Source organism: Hoylesella timonensis S9-PR14 (assembly GCF_000762405.1).
GTDB classification, from domain to species: Bacteria; Bacteroidota; Bacteroidia; order Bacteroidales; family Bacteroidaceae; genus Prevotella; species Prevotella timonensis_A.
The window spans coordinates 17,989-37,948 of sequence record NZ_JRPQ01000115.1 but is presented as its reverse complement, the minus strand read 5'-3'; the positions used below and the strand labels follow the sequence as shown (position 1 = coordinate 37,948).

Genomic DNA, 19,960 nt, shown 5'->3' with positions numbered 1-19,960 from the left:
CATAAACCATAGACAAACAAAATGATGATGAACAATAAGATCAATAAACTGTTGCTGCTGGCTGTCGGCATTACGCTCTTCTCGTGCGAGACATACGACTTCGACCAGGAGCAATATAAAAAGGAAATCAACTTACTGCAAAACTCGGATGGCGTGTACGACAGGCAGTGTGTAGCCATGGAGGCAGAGACATCCGCTAATGGCGCCAGCATCAAATTGGTGGTAGGTGTCAGTGGTTCACAGCTACTTTCGGAAAGCGTACCTGTGAGTATCGTACCCTCCGACTCACTGTTCAAAGTGTTCAATAAATCGAACTATGACATCGACTCCACACGCTTTGCTAAGCTGTTGCCCAAAGAGTGCTATGAAGAACCTGCGCTCAATGGTGTAATAAAGGCTGGCGAGTCACAGGTAAAGTTCCCCATCAAGCTCAAGAACCTTGACAAGCTGTCGCCAGATAGCATCTACTTCTTGGACTATAAGCTGGATCCAAAATCTACCACACCGTTCAATAAGAAGAAGAAAGAGGTGTTGCTGCGCATTCATTGGAAGAACGAGTTTGCTTCTACCAAAACGCAAATAACATACGGCTACAACAGCTCCTATGTGGTTGACTTGAGCAGCAGTCAGACTTTTCGTCCAACCAATACGCTCAGAGCTTTCCCGCTTGCGGTGAACTCCGTACGCATGTTGGCAGGTAATGAGGATTATGGAGACTACAAGAAGGCAGCTCCACAAATCAAGCAGAAGAGTGTGGTCTTTACTGTGGGCAAACAACTGCAAACCGACCCAAAGAAGCGTGAGGTGGTAGTAACCCCCTACAACGCCAATGAAATGGAAGTGGTGATGCTCACCCCCATAGGTGAATATGACAACACTTTCTACCTCAACGAACTCGTTGCATTGGGCGGTGGCAACTCCACCTATTATAAAGAGTTCCGTGTACATTACAAGTATCGCCTGCTCAACCCACAGAAAGATGGCACCAACAAGCCAGGTCCTTTCAAGGAAGTAAAGGCAAAGCTTCGCCATCAATATAACCCAAGGGCAGAGCAATTGTAAGAAAACTTAAACATTTAGAAAAATGAAGAAAAATAAGATAATCATTGCTTCGGCAATGCTGGTCGCAACACTTACTGCGACGTTCACAGCCTGCTCGCCCGACTATGAGACGAACTTTGACAAGTCTCTGCTTGAGGTTCCTCACAAGAGCCAGGCACTCATCACCTTCCAGCGCGAAGGTGGTGAGCGGACTATCGATGTGGTAACCAACGTGGCGAAAGAAAACTGGAACGCTGAAGCAAATGCTGACTGGTGTACGGTGGAAAAAGCCAACGACAAGGTACTTGTAAAGGCTGGTACATACGATGGATACCAGCCACGCAAGGCTGTGGTCACCGTCAAGTACGGACACCAAGAGTATAATGTTCAGGTGATACAGGTAGGACACGAAGCCACACTGAATCTCGTTGAAGATGGTGGTTTCATTATGCGAAAGAATGGATTCATGGCATACGTAGAGGGAAATGAGACTGAGTTCGTGGCACCCGTTTCCACCAACCTTAACATTGATCATGTCATTGTGCCCGACACCACAAGCTGGGTACACTTCGATGCCAGCCAAAAGTTGGAAGAAGATGCACAGGGACGAAAGCTCATCAAGCTGCGCCTCGACCCCAACAAGACCAAGGCTGACCGTTACTGCACCATGACCCTGCAATCGTCTCAAAACTGGGACGCTACCCAAGAATTTGTCTTGATACAGAGCCGCGTAGGATACAAGGTAATCCCTTGCTACGGTAATACGAGTTACGAAATCGGCGACTTGGGTGGCAAGATACGCATCCCCTATGTGCAAAACGAGAAAGACGGCAAGTGGACTATCACTGTGTCCGACAATGCAACTTCGTGGTTGCATGCAGATAAACAGTTGCTGGGTAACACCGATGGTGAACTGTCTGGAAAGGTTGATATGAACCTAAGTGACCAGCCACGTACGGGTACTGTTACCTTGAAGAGCGAAAACAACGACAAGTTGTACGTTGTCACTATCAAGCAGAGCAAGTTTACACCTGTGCCACCGTTCAATGTTGTCAATGCCAAGACCAAGGCTGGGAAGGGACAGATAACCCTTACATGGGATCAGCCCGAAGTGGTGAACTATACCAAGATGGTCATCACCATGCACAACGCAAAGATTGGTAAGACGGTGACGAAGACTCTCACTGACATGAACAACAACTCCATCACCTTCAAGAACACCTTCAAGTTCGCTGGCGAATATGAGTTCACCATCAAGACATACGGTCCTACCGGCATGGAGACCAAACAACCTGTAACTGTCAAAGGAACATCTGACGAATGGTCTGAGAGTGTTCAGTTAAAGCTCACCGAAGACATGATTACTGCCAATGCTACACATCCAACAGATGGAAAAGGTATCCCTGGTTTGATTGACAATAATACAAGCACATACTATCACTCTCAATGGGAAAAGAATTCATCCGATGGAAAGCCACACCGCATACAGATACACCTTGCGAACCCATCGGCTGGCGAGTTCTACTTCGACTACATGGGACGTGGAGATGGTGACGGAGGTGGTGACGTGAAGCGCGCCGAAGTATTCGGAAGCAACTCGGGTGCCGATGCCGATGGTGCATGGACCAGCCTGGGCGTCATCACCTACAAACTGCCTGAAGGACGTGGAAAGCAGGGCGTAGCCGAAAACCACATCAAATCTGCCGAGAGCTATGAGTATCTGCGGTTTGTTCCTCTGGCACGCCGCAACAAAGATCCATTGGGAACTCAAGGAACTAAGAACGACTGGTTCAACATGTCTGAACTGCGTCTCTTCGAGGTGCATGATGAGGCATGGGCACAGAAAAATCTTGAAACCATACTTGGTGCCAAGAAGTATTAATATCACTCTGTGCCACAAGTTGGCGCCATACGATTAACAATAGGCATGCTCTTTCTACATGGTAAGAGCATGCCTTTTTTGCAATAACAAATTTGTCAAAGAACAGCGAGGGCTACATCCTACACAATTTGACATTGGAATCCAATGTAAAATCCATGTGCGATACCGAGCCAATGTGCATCATTCTCGCCCCACATAAAAAAGTTGGAAAAGAGAATAAGCAAACAAGCAGTTTGTTATTCCCCTTTCCATCTTTTTAAGCTCTTCTCAAAGGAATACATACGGTGGTAATTTTTTAGAACCAACCACTAACAAATAAAAATGGTGTGTCCAAATGGGCACACCATTATTAAATGCACAAAGCAGGCATTCAAGTATCATTGTGGTAAAGGTACATTTTCGTCTTTACACCGTTTTTATATGTTCTATTCCGCAGAAATCGAAAATGATTTTGTCTTGCTTTTTAGTAAGCTCTTTGAACTTAGAGTGAGCTACGAGAAATACCACAATGTCAGCCTGCTCAAAAGCATCATGATATGGAGTAAGTTTAAAGATGGAATGCGTTTGTATGTTTGGTTCTGAAACCATCAAAGTTGCATCGTGACAGTTCTGCATGATGTTGCCTACAATTTGTTGGGCAGGACTTTCTCTTAAGTCATCAATGTCTGGCTTGAATGTAAGACCCATTAGTGCCACATGGGGTATTTTGTTGTTTTTTAGCTTGAAATCAATAATGGCTTTTTTTATCTTGTCTGCACACCATTCAGCCTTATAGTTGTTTATTTTGCGTGATGTTGCGATAAGTTGACTTTCTTCTGGAAATTTGGAGGTGATAAAATAAGGATCAACAGCAATGCAATGACCACCTACGCCACAGCCTGGGCGAAGAATGTTCACACGAGGGTGTTTGTTGGCCAATTCAATTAGTTCCCAAACATCAATACCAGCCTTATCACAGATGATTGACAATTCGTTAGCAAAGGCTATTTGTACGTCACGACTTGAGTTCTCGGTGAGTTTGCACAACTCGGCTGTTTTACAATTGGTGGGATGAAGACTCCCTTTCACAAAATGACGATAAAAGCTCATCGCTTTTTCAGTGGACTGTTGGTCATATCCTCCAATCACTCGGTCATTGTGTATCAGTTCGTAAACAATGTTGCCAGGTAACACCCTTTCAGGGCAGTATGCGATGTAGATCTTTCCTTCCAGTTCGGGTCTTTCCTTGAAAATAAGTCTTTCCATCTTTTCTGTTGTGCCAACTGGTGACGTCGACTCGATGATATATAGGTCGCCTTCTTTGAGGAGGGGTATGATGGTGCGTGTGGCCTTTTCTATAAATGAAATGTCTGGTTGGTGATTGCTGTTAAATGGGGTCGGTACTACAATCAAGTAAACATCTGAGACAACTGGTGTTGTACGGGCGTAAAACTTCTTGGCAGAGATTACATCTTTCAGCATGGTTTCCATCATAGGTTCTATGATGTGTAATTTTCCTTGATTGGTTGTATCGACAATTTTTTGGTTAATATCAACTCCTATTACATCAAGACCAGCTTGAGCGGTAATAATAGCGGTGGGAAGACCTATGTAGCCTAATCCCATAAAGCACACTTTCATTTTCTTTGTTCTTTTATGTTTCTATATTTTCGTAAAACGTATCAATTTGTGTTTTATTGTCCTAATATGTTTCTGATAATCTCTACAATTCGCTTGCTTGCTTGTCCATCTCCATAGGGATTGTTGGCTTTGCTCATGAGATTGTACGAATGGTCATCAAGTATCAATTGCGACACTCCGTCAACAATTTTTTGGTAATTGGCTCCAACCAGTTTTACAGTTCCTGCCAAAACCGCCTCTGGTCGTTCGGTAGTATCGCGCATCACTAATACTGGTTTGCCCAAGCTGGGCGCTTCTTCCTGAACACCTCCGCTGTCTGTCAGCACAAGGAAAGACTTTTCCATTAAATAGACAAAACTAAGGTATTCTAATGGCTCGATGAAAAATAAGTTTTGAAAGTCATTCAGGTTTTCTCCAAATACCTGACGTATGGGATTCCGTACATTTGGATTCAAGTGCATGGGATAGACGAAGTCAACATTGGGATGTTGTAAGACCAACATCTTGATTGCCTTGCAGATGTTGTGGAATCCATCTCCGAAATTTTCTCTACGGTGACCTGTGATGAGAACCAGTTTCTTGTCTTCGTTCAGTCGGGAAACATCGTATCCACAGCCGATGAGGGTCTGCCGTTCTCTATTTGCGAGTTGCGTGTCGCACTTCAACTCATTCACCACCAAGTGGAGTGCGTCAATAACTGTGTTTCCTGTGACATAGATGTTGCTTGGGTGTACATTCTCTTTTAGAAGATTCGCTCTGCTGGTTTCAGTGGGTGCAAAATGATAAGATGCGATGCGCCCTGTTATTTGTCTGTTCATCTCTTCAGGCCATGGACTGTAAATGTTGCCGGTACGTAAGCCGGCTTCTATGTGTCCAACAGGAATTTGTTGATAAAAAGCAGCCAGTGCAGCGGCTGTACTGGTTGTGGTATCTCCATGAACAAGTACAAGATTTGGGCGAGCCTGCCTTAACACGTCTCTCATGCTGAGCAGCACACGAGATGTGATGTCATATAGATCCTGTCCTTGTTGCATGATATCCAAGTCGTAGTCTGCAGTCAGATGGAAAACATCCATGACTTGATCAAGCAACTGTCGATGTTGGGCAGTGACGCATACCAAGGTGTTAAATATATCAGATTCCTTTTGAAACTCTTTAATGAGTGGTGCCATCTTGATAGCCTCAGGACGAGTTCCAAAGACCAGCATGACGGTTTTCTGTTGTCGTGTCATTGATATTATTCTTAGTTAAACTTATTCAGAAAAGAAGTAAAACGTGTCATCTGTTCGTCAAAATTAAAATGCTCTTGTGCAACGTGACAACAATTCTCGGTGAGAGAAATATATTGTTCAGGAGGCATTTTTGACAGTTTGATCAAGTTCTCTTCTAAGGACAGATAATCTCTTGGTTCTGAAACATATCCCAGCTGATAGTTCCTCACAATCTCTGCTCCTTCTCCTCCGCCGCAAAATAATACTGGAATGGCTAATGGAATGATGTCAAACAGCTTTGAAGGGACTGCTCCTTTAATATGTACCGTCAGGGGAATCAAAGATGCGTCATAGGAACGCAAGATGTTTTCCATCTCCGATTTGGGGGCTACTCCATGATAAAACACATTGGTGTTATGTGTGTCTATGTATTGTTTAATGACGTTAGCTTGGTTCCCACCTCCGTATAAATGCAATTCGACGCCAATATTCTTGAAATCAATGACTTGTATTATCTCAAGTAAATTCTGGGCAACTCCTAAGAGTCCAGCATATACAACCTTGAGATTACCTTTGCTGCGGCGTTTGCCCACAGCGGTTTTGTATTTCTGTAGATTCCTGTAGAGAAATTTAGGTGTTTGCTCAGAGAACATGGAGATATGCCGTATCGATTCATTTGATTGAGCCATGATACCATCGGCTTTTTTATAGACGAAACGTTCCATCCATGCGAACAATTTGTATGAAAGACTATTTTTACGCATGGCTCCTAACTCTACAGCTGATAGAGGCCACAGGTCTGAGACATTGATAATCGTAGTACGTCGGTACAAGCATTTAAATATTAACATTGCAGATGTTGCTACGGGCAATGGTGGGCATTGGATAATGATACGGTCATAACGCCTTATACGCCTGAAATGGAATGCGAATCCCCAAATCATCAATGCAAACGACAGAATACTCCAAGCTCGCAGCAAAGGCTTCTTGCTGACAGTAGCGTACATCCAGTATCTGTAGACATGACAGTTGTTGATAGCCTCAGACATGTACAGGCAGTTCCTGTAACCGTCAAAAAGTTTTCCTTTGGGATAATTTGGCAATGACGTTAGTACGTCCACTTGATTTCCCTTTGCTTGTAGTGCCTCGACTAAATTAGTAATCCGTGAGGGCGCTGCACCTATTTCAGGATAGTAGTATATGGAAGTAACAAGTATTTTCATGTTGCGTTATTTGATAATGTCAAACAAAAGGGAATCGAGCTTTATTTCACACAACTTTCCATCGTATTTTCTGACAGCCATGGGCGAACATAATATATTTGCTTGCTTGTCCGCCTCTTCTATCTCAGGAAACTCCACCTGGCCATATTGGCAAAGTCTCATAGGCCAAATATCCTTCACGAGACGAACAATGCGATTTACTTGTAAGTCGTTGGTGATGTACAGGACATCAACATGCTTGCTTTTAATTCCTTTCCCCAGTCTGTAATCAAACATGGAAAGAAGCCTATGTCCCAAAACCGACGGATATGGTTCTACTGTGGTGGAGATAACCAATCCGTTGTTGAGGTTGGTGCCATAGATTACAGAGCCATGTAAGTCGCACACCTTTTTCGGCTTTTTGTCATGGTTGTCAACAAAATATAAACAGTTGTCTTGCATCGTTGCATCGGTAGCGTACAGCAATCCTTGAGGAAAAACTCTTCCTATCACGCACCTATGGTCTTGCTCCCCTATAAGAAACGGCTTTACTTCAGAGAAATCTGTATTTGCCACGTAGATACCAGCCATTTTCTCAAAATCGCCTGTAAAGATGAAGAAACGCTTATGATATTCGTCATATACAATGTTATGAATGTGACGGATTGTTCCAGCAGGAAAGGTATGGACGATGGTCAATCCCTTTTTCTTCGTATATTGGTAAATGTTAATTTCTTCATGATTGGAATTCTGTCCATAATCTCCCCATAAAATTTTGTCATCTCCGTACGAATACATGGAACACAGGTGAAGAGGATTGCTAAATCCTTTTCTGCAAGGTATGATTTCTTTGAAATCGCCTTCCTTTACGCTGTATACATATAGACGTTTTTGGAAGACGATAATGAATAGGTCTGAACAGACTCTTGCCATACATCTTGGCTCAAGTCTGAACATCCTGTTCAAGATTCGTATAGGATAACAGGTGTATTTCACCCCAGACAAAGGGAACTTCCGTAAGGGAACTCCATCGATGCAGAGACTTCGTTTGTCATAGGAGTATAAATGATGTTCTTTTGTGATATATAATATCTTTGCCATTTTGTTAGTAGTAAAAAATGTATTCTCTAACAGTGCCTAACATGCGAGTTACAATGAAACATAAATTATATTTTCCTGTAGAAAGCAGTCTCACATATCTTTTTAGTAAACTTCCCGTGATTTGTACACGCTTCATCCAGTTCATGGCCGTATGAGAAGATGAATTTTGTCTAATTCGCCTATAATAAATGCATTCTTCTGAGGCAAGGACGATACCACTTGTCTTGTTACTGATGGTTGCCATGAACAAAGAATCCTCACCTTGTGTGAGTTCAATGTCAAACCAAATGTCTGTGAGGATTACCTTAGGGATTAGTTTGCAACATGTAGAACTCATAAATTTTCTTCCTTGTAACACTGACAAACTTGATTTTTTCTCATTTTTCTTCTTCAAGAAAGATTTGCCAATATAATCGGGTTTTGTGTCATTTAAGTTGTTATCATAAAATGCTTTTACATTGCACGCCACAATTTGAAGCGGATATTTGCAATTTGTTTGGTACAACTCTGAAAGATAGTTCTTTGATACGATATCATCATCATCAATAAAAGCGATGTATTCTCCCTGTGCGTTGTCTAAGCCTATGTTGCGGGCATTCGATACGCCTGCAACATCAGTTTGCAAAAGCAAGGTTTTGATTCCCTGAAACTTTTGTTGCAAAAACAACTTAATGTCAGTATGATAAGGTTCGTTGCATCCATTCAGCACTATAATAACTTCGTAGCGTTGTTTGTCTATATCCTGTCTGGCAACACTCTCCAAGCATTTGTAAATATAGTTGTCTGGTTTGTAAGAGGGTATGATGACAGAAATTAAATCGGTGTTCATAAGTGGTTTATTTTATAATTCCAACGAGTTGTCTTTATTTGTACACCTCTAAATTTTGTAACGCTATTAGTTCTGACAAATATTTATTGCGTGCTATCGTTTACTTATCTATTTAGCTATTTTTTTCTTATTGCAAAGATAATTATATTTTTTTGATTAAGGATAGTATTCATTCAAAAGTGTTGTACAGAGGGTGCACTACACGGACAGCAGTGTGAGCTTGGTTATCTGTTTTCTTTGCAATATGATTTTTTTGTTTTGTCGTTTTCATCATGCTGGCACAACTTTATTCAACACCTATTTTAAATCAGATGGCATTTGTCAGTAAATTTAAGATAGGGTGGAAAGGAGGGAACGAATAATAATTTTCCTACATCTTGTAATCTTTATCTGCTTACGGTTTTGTTAAAATAATTTTCAAAATAGTTCTTCGAGCTTTCCCAATGTGTTCATTATCGAAAATTTTTCTTTGGCGTAGCGGAAGGCTTCGTTACAATATATTTTCCGTACATCTTTATCTTTCATCCGATAAAGTGCGCGTACAATATCGGCTGTGTTTTTAGGTCTAATAACAATTCCTGTCTCGCCGTCTATTATTGTCTCTGTATTGCCTCCCACGTTGGTTACGATGGCTGTGCAGTGCATGTTGATGGCCTCGAGCAGTGCCATGGAGTGGTTTTCGTTGAGGGTGGGAAACAGGAAGATGTCACTGTCTTTGAGCAACTCGTAGACATCTGTTCTATTATCGAGGAGAAATAAACGTCTTTCGGCAATTTCTTCTTTACACTGCTCTTCGTAGTGATGAAGATAATCGCCACTCCCAACAATGACAAAAACAAAGACTGAGTCTTTGAAATTTTTGAGCGTCTCAATAATATATTGATGTCCTTTTCTAATAACAACACGCCCAACAGAGATGACAATGATTTTATTTTCAGGAATACTCAGTTCTTTTCTGAGTTTTCCTGAGGTAATCTTATTGATATTAATATTAGGGAAAGTATTGTAAATTACACCTTTGTTAGCTCTTTTCTTAGCCAGTTTTAAAGGTTTCACAATTTTCTGTTCTGCTTGGCAAACCGTAAAAATACTATCAGCCATTCTTATTTCCAAGGGTTCTATAATGTATTTAAGAATTATTTTCCTGAAAGTTCTTTCTGGTACATCCCAGTCAGATCCGTGGACACAAACAATTGTCTTTTTAACATTTGAAAGTTTTGCAGCCAAAACCATTAAAAAGCCAATATATTGTAAACCCCGCACGAGAGCCACATCGGCATGCTCTGCATTGATAAGTTTCCAATAAGCGAGTACGAACTTGATGCCCTTAATAGGATTGAAATGTAGCACACTGTCGTTGAGGCCTATTTCCTTAATCTCGTACTTCTTCGAGAGGTAGGAGTTCAAGATGTTTTGATGAACGGTTTTTGGTCCACCTTCTTTATATTTGGTATCAACTAAAAGAATCTTCTTCATTTTATAGCATTTGTTCTTGTGTCCCGCAATGGGTTGAAAGTTCTTCTCTATTGCTTTTATTTAATTCTTTATGATGTTCAGAGTAATACGTTTCGCTGTGTGCCGCAACGAGCATGAAAAAGGATATAAGCCAAATAGCATTATAAAATACGAAAAAAACACCGTCCAAAACATAGATTAGTCCGAACGTAAAGAAATAAAAGTACATCTTGTCATCGTACCGTTTATAGCGTTTCCATTGACGAATCGTGAAAGACATCATCAAAGCTGCGTATAGGATCAGTCCTATAATCCCCATATTCACGAATGCCTCCAAATAGGAATTGTGTGAAATTTGTCTTCTGGACGAAACCCCTTGATAATTTGCACTACCCACGCCCAATGGCATGTTTTTCAATGCCACTTTCGTTGCATCTCGTACCAACTCCATCCTGCTGTCGTCAGCTACATTTTTTTCGGCTCGTTCTTTAAGGAAACTGTTGTCGTATGTATTTATAATCTTCCCCGATAGGGAAACCATGACGGTTAAGGCAACCAGGCTGAAGTACATCTTTTTTCTCATGGATGACCCTTTGAAGTATCGTTGGTATATGAGAAGTGAGTATAACGGAACTTGTATAATCATGACTTGTCTCGAGGCGGTGAGCAACGAAACGCCAAAAGAAGCTGGAATCATTATCCAAAACAAGAAGAGCCATGTGCGTTTCATCCATTTATTTTTAGAAATTTGCCAGAGCATGAACAATAGATATGACACATAAAACGTATAATATGCCATCGTATTGGCGTTCAGCTCTTCGTCATTCAGTCGGTCGCTGTCATTGACCATCATTGTGAATATGTTGTGAATGGCATAATTCCACGCACTTAAATAGAGAATGATATAGGTGAAATAAATAAACTTTTGGTATTTGGAATAACGAGAAAGAATTGAAACTACATAGATCATCATAGCTGCTCCCAAGACTTGGTGTACTTCTGTTGATGCCAATGCCTTATCATCTGCCCAAAAATAAGCAACACAATCCCAAAGTAGCAAAGCGTACAAAATTTTTTCGTATAGATTTGTTCTAAAGCCCCTATTGATGAGCGTACACAATAGCATAGCCATAGGAATGGCAACATAGAGTCCAACCTTGTTCGCCGTGGGTGAATAAAGGCTTGCAAATGCAGCAAAGTACAAACAGAGTATGCTTGTACAAATGTAGAGATCTACTTGAATAAATCTTAACCTTTTTAGCTGCATGTTGATTATATTCTGTTAGCAACCATGGAAATGAAGCGTTTCATGGAAAGTTTCAGACCATTGGTGTGAATACCCAGCTCTTTGCAAGCCTGCCTCACTTCCCTGATTCCCTCTTTATATGCTTGTGCGTCTTTGGTGCTTGCTCCGCCTGTAGTCATGGTGACAAAATCCATGGGAATATATTTTGTATGTATGTGATGTCGGTGAATATAGCGCGCAATGAGTTCAAAGTCACCAGCTATTTTGTACGTCGGGTCATAAGCCCCGTATGCTTTGATGATTGATCTTCTAACGTAGAATGAGGGATGTGGTGGAGCCCAACCAAATTTTAGGAGATATGGTCGAAAAATCCTGCTGTTGCAACGATAGGAACAAACATCAGGCGTCTCTTTCTGAACAGTGTATATATCACCGTACACCGCATCTATGTCATCTGTAAATGCTTTTACTATCTTTTCAACCACGTCATTTGTTGTGAACCAGTCGTCAGAGTTTAAGATACCAACAATTTCACCAGTACTTTTTTCTATTCCTTTGTTCATCGCATCATAGATGCCGTTATCTGGCTCAGATATCCAATGAAACTTTCCATAGCGTCTTTTTTCAAATTTGTTCTCATATCGTTTCAACTTGTCAACTGTGCCATCTGTAGAGTTGCCGTCTATTACCCAGTACTCTATGTTTGGATATGATTGATGCAGTACCGACTCAATAGTTCTGTCCACAGTCTTACTGCTGTTGTATGTCACGGTGATGATCGAAATTTTCATAGGTTTACACTGTTATTTTGATTTCTCTGTATCAATTTCAAAACAAATGTTTTCGCCAATATCTTTTCTTTTTGATTTAAGAGTATGCAATATACCATAGGAATGCAAGTCAATAAAGCCATAACGCAGACCACGGTGAGCCTAAGAAAAGATGTGTGCATATTTATCTTTATAAGCGTAGGGGTGACGGGCAGTAGGATAGTCATGGCGAGACAAGGAAAAAGTACCTCCTTAAGGTAGTTGACGTATTTGAAATTAAATTGTTGATGAGTGATGATGAGGCATCCTATCTGAAGGATGATTGAAAAGACAATGGTAATAACAAAAGAACTCACTGCTCCATACCCTATTTTAAGAAAGATATAGCACACAGGAATGAGACAGAGGTTAATGGTGGTACTTACAATCTCGTAAAGTTTTATCTTTCCTGTTGCCAATGTAATCTGTGTGCAGGGAGTGTTAAGCGTACAAATCAACGCATCGATAAGCATTAAGACACAAAAGATGTTGGTATTGGACGGAATATGATGGCCAAGCCATAAGTTGAGGATATAGTCAATCTCCAAACATAACGGAGTAGCCAAGATCAGCATGAGCGCATAACATATCTTGGATTCTGTAAACATCAAGTATTGTGCCCTTCTGTGGTCTTGTGCAGCCACCGAATTAGATATTTGAGGTGCAAAAGCAATTGACACATTAGAGGAGAACTGTCCCACTGCACTGCTTATTTGCATTGAGATTCCACGTGCGGCATTAACGATAGGACCGAAGAAATTGTTCAACAACAGACTGATACCTTGTCCTCTAAGCATGAATGCCAGCGTGCCCATCATGTTCCATCCCGTAAATGCCAACAACGAACGGGCGGTTTGCCAGTTTATCTTTCTACTTAGGTGAATATAAAGGAAAGACATTTTGGCATATCCATGATACAGCAAAAAATCAAAGAAGGCAATTCCAAGCAAGAAATATGCGTACACTGAGATATGTTCGCCACCGATGTAAGGTAATGCCATAGCTGCTGCTACCTTTAGGCTGACGTCAATCATACTACCCGCTGCGTAAAATCCCATTCTTTCTTTGGCAAGGATAAGTCCTGTGGCTGGGATTTGGAGAATAATCAAAACCAACGAAAGGGTAGAGGCATGAAAAAGTATTTTAGCAGCCTCTATGCGGTCGGCAGGTACCACTAAATAGTGATTGAGATACCATAAGCCAACCGATTCCAATAAGATAAAGGTAAACACTGCTACCAGTAGATTGATAATACAGCCTGTTGCAAAAATATCTTGAATACCTTGTTCCCGTTTGTGAGTGCCCTCATAGTTGTAATAGCGTTGCAAGGTGGACGCAAGCGTTGTGTTGAAAAAGCCAAAGAGAGACACCAGACCAGCGACAACCATATATATGCCATAGTCAACAACACCAAGCGTGTCTAACAATATACGTGAGATATACAGGTTGGCCAGCAATACAAAAAACATCCTGATATATAAGAACATCGTGTTTTTTGCTATCCTCTTATTGTTGGCTTGATAGGTTGTCATCTTTATTTAAGAAACCTTAGAAAATTAAATCTCTTGAGACATAGACGGTTGTAATGATGAATGCTAAGAATAGCATACCTGCCACGAAAAGCATACGTTTAGGTCCTGCAGGTTTCAATGGTACCGAAGCACTGGTTACGACCGTAAATACAGGCGTTTTTTCTTGAACCTTGGCTATGGCAGCCTGCAACTGTGTGTTCAGTGTACTGTAGGCATTAAACTTGAGTTGCATATCGTTTTCCAAATCGTCTTTCTTTGATTTGAAACTTTCAAGCATAACTTCCATATTCGCATCTGCATAACTTCCGTATGCTTGGCGCGCCTTTTCGTATGTTTGTTTAGCTTTCATGGTTAGTTGCTTGTAATAATCCATGTCGTGACGCGCCTTACTGGTTCGGTATTCTGTGATAAACGTTTGTAGTTTGTTGCGTACCGTATCAGCCATTGTTGCAGCTATCAAGGGGTCTTGGTCTTCTACTGTTATGGTGATTAAGTTTGTTTTTTTGTCCACACTACAGCTAATTTTGTTCCGAATGGCGCCAAAAATATCATTTTCTCTTTTTGTAAGTTGAAATGGATCTATCTGCTGGCTTTTCGATGAGGGATGCACTTTCTTCATGAAGAGTTTTTCTACAGCATAAAGAGGAATCATCAACGGGTTTTGCTTCTGATGCTTGTCCAAATAATTATAATAGGTGGTGTTGATATCGCCTTCAATATTTGTAACTTGTGTGTTAACCAGTTGAAGAATAAATCTATTTGATTTTAAGAGTTCTGGGTACAGTTCAGGTGAAATTGCATCCGACAAAACTGTGTTGTTCAAGTTAAAGCCCATTGACGCAGCGATGTCAGAAAGGCTACCTCCACCATTGACATTTCCTAATTCGGGAGCTAATGTCACTCCACTTCGATAATATCTGGGCACAGGAAGTATTAAACAACACGCCACCACAAAGGTAGAGGACAGAACAATGGTGTAGATCCACTTTTTATGAATGATTCGTTGAACGATTTCGGAGAGATGTATTTGTTCATTTCCTTCTTTCATCACACTTCTTTTTTAGCACAAATCAATGAATTGTTGATATCACAGACAAACTTATTTCACCATATTTGCAATTGTTGCTATCATGGCAGCGATGCTGGTGATGCCACTACCAAGGCTCATTGTTTCTGCAATGCTCATCTTTCGAGATAGCTTGCTGGGAACTACAATTTCGCAACCAGGTTCTATTTTTGCTCCTTGTGAAACCTTGTTTACCATACCGTTCATGTAGATGATATAAGCGTTGCTCTTACGGGCATTTTGAGCAAATCCTCCTGCTGCATTAATATAGTACTTGGCTTTCTTTCCTTTTTGGTAGGCTACTGTGTTAGGATACATCACGGCACCATTTATCTTCACTGTCGCACTGTATTGGGGAAGAATTAATCGGTCACCCTCTCGCAGTACAATATTTGCATCGCTGTTGGGATTAGCAATAGCCTTATCCAGTTCAATACCTACAGGGAACGAGCGTGGAATCTCAAACTTCCTAAGCTGAGTGTTGGAGGAGTTTTGCCCTAATTGTTGGATTCCTGCCGGATTATTGTTGTTTACTGCCATTTGTAGCAGCTGGCGTTGTAGCTCTTCTTCCTGCATCTTCAAGGCTGTCTCCATTCTGGAGCGTTCCATATCGTTGGGTATTCGTTCCAGTCGTGCGCCTCTGACGTATGCCAAATCGGTTACACCGCCTGCTGCTTCCAGCAAATCGGTGAGTCGCATGTTGCGTTTGTTCAGGGTATAGACGCCATTAAACATCACTTCACCTTCTACACTTACGTTCTTCTGGTCACTATAACCCGGACTCTTACGAACATAAACCTCATCATAGGGTTGCAAAACAAAACCGGGTTCGCCGTCAATCACAAATCCGTCTTTCAGAGCAAAGGTATATGTCTTGGCGATGAGCGAGTCGGTGGTAAGTGCTTTGGGGTTGATGATGCGACGTGCCACGTCCACTTTTACGGTAGATGCCGTTTCTTTTAGACCTCCTGCTTGCAACACGAAATCCTCTAATGTCTCGTTGTCGGCATAGTTATAGATGCCAGGATATTGTACTTCGCCATGAATGGTGATAGTGCGCTGGTTCATTTGTTCTTCTTTGGTGGGAATAAACAGCACGTCATTTTCTTGAAGAGGCACATCGGCTGTGGTGCCGTTCATGATGCCTGCCACGTCTACCGACAGCACTTTCAATGTGCGATCTGTTTTCAAACGGTGAATAATGGCACGGTTGGTGAAAGCTTCTTCCTTCAGTCCTTCGGCATGTTGTATCAGTGTACGCACGCTGTTGATGTCGTTACTCAATTGATACATGCCAGGGCGGAATACTGCTCCTTTGATTTCTACCGTGTTACTGTAACGCTGAATGATAGAATCTACCGATACCGAGTCGCCGTCTGCCACATGAAAAGAGTTCATGTCAAACTCTGCCACATTGAAAACAGCGTATTCACGTCCCGTCTTTCGCAACACACGTACCGCCTTTTTGTAGGCGTCTCCAGTAAATCCTCCGGCATATTTCAATAGGGTACCCATGCTTTCGTTGCTCTTCATTTCATAAAACATGGGGCGTTTCACCTTACCTGTGATGTTCACCAAACAGTCGTACGGTCCCACATAGATCACATCACCGTCTGCCAAGCGTACGTTGCCTCTCATTTTGCCATTCAAGATATAGTCGTAAACATCGGCAGTAGACACCAACTTGTTGTTGCGATAGATTTTGATGTTACGTAGGGTTCCCAAGTTATTGGTTCCTCCAGCCATGTACAGCGCATGGAAAACTGAAGCAAAGGCTGAAACGGTATAAGTTCCTGGCGTCATTACCTCGCCCATGACATTGATAGTAATGGTACGACTCTGTCCTAATGTCAGACGCACCTTGCTGCTACTGTATCGTGCACCGAGTTGTGTGCGCAGGCGTTGATTGGCTTGCGCAATGGTCAGTCCGCTGACCTGAACAGGTCCATAGCCCTCAATGTTCACATCGCCATCTGGCGATACCGTGCTTTGTATAGATTTTTGGGATGCCCCATAGATGTCAATATAAACAGCATCGCCCGGACCTAACCGATAGTTTTGCGGTGTAGCGATGTTCATGCTGGGTTCAAAGGTCAGCTCTTCGTTGTTGAAGATGTCACGACCAAAAACTTTGCGCCTCTCTTCTTCACGCTTTTTCAAAATCTGTTTGAGCCATTCAATGGAGTCGGTTGGTGTGATATACTGCAATTCATTCTGCATCCGTTGAAAATCTTCGCTATTTTCGTCATACTCTGCTTTCCATGATGGTTGTCCTTGAATGCGTTGAACAGACTGTTGTTCCCTATTATCTGTTTTATTCTTGATGGTATTAAATCGTTTGGCTGCTTGATGTGAGTTGCCATTGGCTTCTCGCATCCTGCTCTCTGCCCGAGCAACGGTTTGGTCAGCCACATTGCCCAGTCCGCTTTGCTTGCGCTGTCGTTCATATTTGTCCCTCACCCTTCGTATTTGCTGTATGTTCACACCTTTCTGCATCAGTTTGGTAACGATCTGTGCTTGTGACGTGCCAGCGGCATTTTTCTTTAAGACAAACTCAAGAATTTGCTCATCTGTCATGCTCGACTGAGCGTGAGCAGCGATTGGACAGAGTGTTAAAAAGAGGATATAGATAACGATTCTTTTCATATCAAGAATGGTGTAACTTTTTCTTATCATCATGTTCAAAGTTATAAAAATATCATTTGGACAAACTTGTCAATTATTCTGCAAAGCGTGAAGGAGGGTTCAGGTCTGTTCTATCTTGAAGAACTTTCCCATTCATCCGTCGTTTATATTATTAACTCTTTTTTTGCTTAAATGTTGCAAAGGTAACAATATTTATTGAAGAGACTGCGTAAGATGTGCACTAACTCTCAACTTTTCCCTCTTTTTTGCGTCCAAAAAACGCTGAATATAGTTTCACCTGCATTAAATGATAGGCATATCCGCTGAAAAAAGGAAGAATGCGCCCTGCATTGAAGGATGATGCTTGCAAATCAATGTTTTTGCTTTTAACTTTGTATCTCATAGGATGAAAAGTGCAAAATAGTTTGTTTTGTGAGATAAAACAGCTTGTTTTATACTCCAAAACAGTCTGTTTTCTACTATTATCATCATGTGTCAAACACTTAAAACCATGAAACCATGTCAATATTGATTAGACTAATGCAGTCAAAATTCAAAAACAAAGTGCAGCAAAGTAAATGGTATGCCAAGGTCGTGTCGACAGGTGAAATCCACACGGACGAATTGGCAACCATCATTGAATCGAACACTACCTTCAAAAGAGGCGAAGTGCAAGGCTTGATTACCGAGTTGGTGGACGAGCTAAAACAGCAACTGTCTGATGGAAAGACGGTGGTGTTAGATGGCTTCGGTCGATTTCATCTAACGGTAGAAAGCGATTTGGTAGCTCAGCAAGCCGACTTCAATATCCATCAGCATATTCGTCGCATTAAATGTAAATTTTTACCAGCCGGCAATAGACTGGCACATACGGGTATTATTCAGCAAACTTTCAGTAAGGATGTGGAGGTAGAATGGATTCCGGGAAAAGCCAAAAGGCACTCATAGAGCGTGCCTTTTGGTCTTCTTCAGCTGTCGAAACAGCGGATGTTACCGCCTTTTTACACCGTTACTTTCTAAAACCTATCGAAGCAAACGGAAGGGCAAGTCGCAATGAGCTGTGCCAATATTCCCAATTGTGCACGCCATTGCGAATGCGAAGCTCGCTCTTGATGCCTGCTTTGGCATAGAGTTGGTGAATCTTAAAGGATAGTTCTACCAAATAATCGTCATCTCCGCAGTCGAAAAACCAGCGAACAGAGCGCAACTGTTGTTTCGTGGTTTCGTCAGCGTTCGTGATGAAATCAATTGCCGAATGGTCATGCACCGATTTAGAAACATAGTACAATTTGTCCTTCCCATGTGGGGCAACCTCTGGTTCTTTATTGTCTAACCAAGCACTCATGGCATAGCATGACGAGAAAAGCTCGGGATGCCGTTGGCAATACACCGTACTACCGCCTCCACCCATCGAGAGTCCCATAATGGCACGATGATTCTTGTCTGTGTAAGTGTGATATTTTTTCTCTACGGCAGGCATCAGTTCGGTAAAGAAGAACGTTTCATAGTTCCAACCAGGCATATTGAAATAGCCATTCCACTGATTTCTTACATCAGGATTTCCTGCATTGGGCATAATAATCACCATAGGCACAGCCTCCTGAGTTTCTATCAATTCGTCGGCTACTTCTTTCACATTTGCCTTCGAAGCCCAATCTTTATAAGTGCCATACAGCCCATGCAGCAAGTAAACAATGGGATATTTTTGTGATGACAGTTCATATCCTGTGGGCAAATAGACATTGTAGGTCATCGTACTATCCAGCACATTGCTGTGTATACTGTCGGTAATCACCTTGCCAGCCCATAATGGCGAGCTCATCCAAAAGAGAAAGACGAATAAAAAAAGCTTTTTCATTGTACTATTGTTTTAATTTATAACTATTTTTAGGTTGTATCAATGATTAAAGAATGCAAAGGTTGTCAGTAGCCCAACGCCAGTTGCATCCATACAAAGGTCATGGCTTTTTCATTTATATTGGTCGTTTGTTGTCAAAAACAATCATGTTCTTTTGTTTTAACAACAAATTGAACAAAAGAAACAAATCCGATTGCTGGAATCTATGAACGCTGGCGTTCACCGAATGAAACAAATTTGGCAAAGGTGTACAACATGTTGATGTTGACAGATTTGTTTTATTTGCAGAACGCTTGCGTTCATTGTCTTGTTTCGTTTATTTGTTGTATTGGTTTCATTTGTTGTTCAACAACATTGCTCTAAAATGCAAGAGCTGTTTACAAAGGTATATATTTTTTTATGATCAGATAGGGTGGGGCAATAAAAAATCCTTATCAATTGAGGTTGAAAAGCAAGATTTTTCGTGTTCTATTTGCAAAACCA

The 19,960-nt window shown here is 41.5% G+C and carries 16 protein-coding genes; 3 read left to right on the top strand and 13 right to left on the bottom strand.

Going from position 1 to position 19,960, the window contains the following annotated elements:
* Positions 1–21: 21 nt before the first annotated feature.
* Positions 22–1,062: a BT_3044 domain-containing protein gene (locus HMPREF9304_RS07335; protein ID WP_052046003.1), complete on the top strand. Its 1,041-nt coding sequence runs from the start codon at positions 22–24 to the stop codon at positions 1,060–1,062.
* A gap of 22 nt (positions 1,063–1,084) precedes the next feature.
* Positions 1,085–2,923 (top strand): BACON domain-containing protein, encoded by a 1,839-nt coding sequence (locus HMPREF9304_RS07330; RefSeq protein ID WP_036927884.1) that lies wholly within the window; start codon positions 1,085–1,087, stop codon positions 2,921–2,923.
* A 405-nt stretch (positions 2,924–3,328) separates the two neighbouring features.
* Here the strand turns inward: HMPREF9304_RS07330 and wecC are convergent, their stop codons facing one another.
* The 12 genes from wecC to HMPREF9304_RS14670 all read right to left on the bottom strand — a co-directional run bounded on the left by wecC (position 3,329) and on the right by HMPREF9304_RS14670 (position 18,022).
* The gene (gene wecC / locus HMPREF9304_RS07325; protein ID WP_036927882.1) at positions 3,329–4,543 is read right to left on the bottom strand and encodes a UDP-N-acetyl-D-mannosamine dehydrogenase; all 1,215 of its coding nucleotides are present in this window, start codon (positions 4,541–4,543) and stop codon (positions 3,329–3,331) included.
* 53 nt (positions 4,544–4,596) lie between these two features.
* Positions 4,597–5,775 carry a non-hydrolyzing UDP-N-acetylglucosamine 2-epimerase gene (gene wecB, locus HMPREF9304_RS07320; protein WP_231564489.1) on the bottom strand — a complete coding sequence of 393 codons (1,179 nt, stop codon included), beginning with the start codon at positions 5,773–5,775 and terminating at the stop codon, positions 4,597–4,599.
* A gap of 11 nt (positions 5,776–5,786) precedes the next feature.
* Positions 5,787–6,977, bottom strand: coding sequence for a glycosyltransferase family 4 protein (locus HMPREF9304_RS07315; protein ID WP_036927879.1), 1,191 nt, complete (start codon positions 6,975–6,977; stop codon positions 5,787–5,789).
* 6 nt (positions 6,978–6,983) lie between these two features.
* Positions 6,984–8,057, bottom strand: coding sequence for a hypothetical protein (locus HMPREF9304_RS07310; RefSeq protein ID WP_036927876.1), 1,074 nt, complete (start codon positions 8,055–8,057; stop codon positions 6,984–6,986).
* A gap of 4 nt (positions 8,058–8,061) precedes the next feature.
* Positions 8,062–8,886, bottom strand: a complete 825-nt coding sequence (locus HMPREF9304_RS07305) for a glycosyltransferase family 2 protein (RefSeq protein WP_052046000.1) — start codon at positions 8,884–8,886, stop codon at positions 8,062–8,064.
* 417 nt (positions 8,887–9,303) lie between these two features.
* Complete coding sequence (locus HMPREF9304_RS07300) at positions 9,304–10,362, bottom strand: glycosyltransferase (protein WP_036927874.1); 1,059 nt, start codon at positions 10,360–10,362, stop codon at positions 9,304–9,306.
* A gap of 1 nt (position 10,363) precedes the next feature.
* Positions 10,364–11,545 carry an O-antigen ligase family protein gene (locus tag HMPREF9304_RS07295; protein ID WP_036927871.1) on the bottom strand — a complete coding sequence of 394 codons (1,182 nt, stop codon included), beginning with the start codon at positions 11,543–11,545 and terminating at the stop codon, positions 10,364–10,366.
* 68 nt (positions 11,546–11,613) lie between these two features.
* On the bottom strand, positions 11,614–12,378 hold the full coding sequence (locus tag HMPREF9304_RS07290; protein ID WP_036927869.1) for a glycosyltransferase family 2 protein: 765 nt from the start codon (positions 12,376–12,378) through the stop codon (positions 11,614–11,616).
* The gene (locus tag HMPREF9304_RS07285; RefSeq protein ID WP_052045998.1) at positions 12,375–13,928 is read right to left on the bottom strand and encodes a lipopolysaccharide biosynthesis protein; all 1,554 of its coding nucleotides are present in this window, start codon (positions 13,926–13,928) and stop codon (positions 12,375–12,377) included. Before HMPREF9304_RS07285 ends, HMPREF9304_RS07290 begins: the two co-directional genes overlap by 4 nt.
* A gap of 16 nt (positions 13,929–13,944) precedes the next feature.
* Positions 13,945–14,976, bottom strand: coding sequence for a GumC domain-containing protein (locus tag HMPREF9304_RS07280; RefSeq protein ID WP_036927866.1), 1,032 nt, complete (start codon positions 14,974–14,976; stop codon positions 13,945–13,947).
* A gap of 51 nt (positions 14,977–15,027) precedes the next feature.
* A complete protein-coding gene (locus tag HMPREF9304_RS07275) occupies positions 15,028–17,640 on the bottom strand; it encodes an SLBB domain-containing protein (protein WP_036927894.1) in 2,613 nt (870 codons plus the stop codon).
* A 220-nt stretch (positions 17,641–17,860) separates the two neighbouring features.
* Positions 17,861–18,022, bottom strand: a complete 162-nt coding sequence (locus tag HMPREF9304_RS14670) for a hypothetical protein (protein WP_197061653.1) — start codon at positions 18,020–18,022, stop codon at positions 17,861–17,863.
* Positions 18,023–18,138: 116 nt separating this feature from the next.
* Between HMPREF9304_RS14670 and HMPREF9304_RS07270 the strand changes: the two genes are divergently transcribed.
* On the top strand, positions 18,139–18,567 hold the full coding sequence (locus HMPREF9304_RS07270; protein ID WP_036927863.1) for an HU family DNA-binding protein: 429 nt from the start codon (positions 18,139–18,141) through the stop codon (positions 18,565–18,567).
* A 61-nt stretch (positions 18,568–18,628) separates the two neighbouring features.
* On the opposite strand, the gene HMPREF9304_RS07265 is transcribed toward HMPREF9304_RS07270, so the two are convergent.
* Positions 18,629–19,477, bottom strand: a complete 849-nt coding sequence (locus tag HMPREF9304_RS07265; protein ID WP_036927861.1) for an alpha/beta hydrolase — start codon at positions 19,475–19,477, stop codon at positions 18,629–18,631.
* Positions 19,478–19,960: the final 483 nt, after the last annotated feature.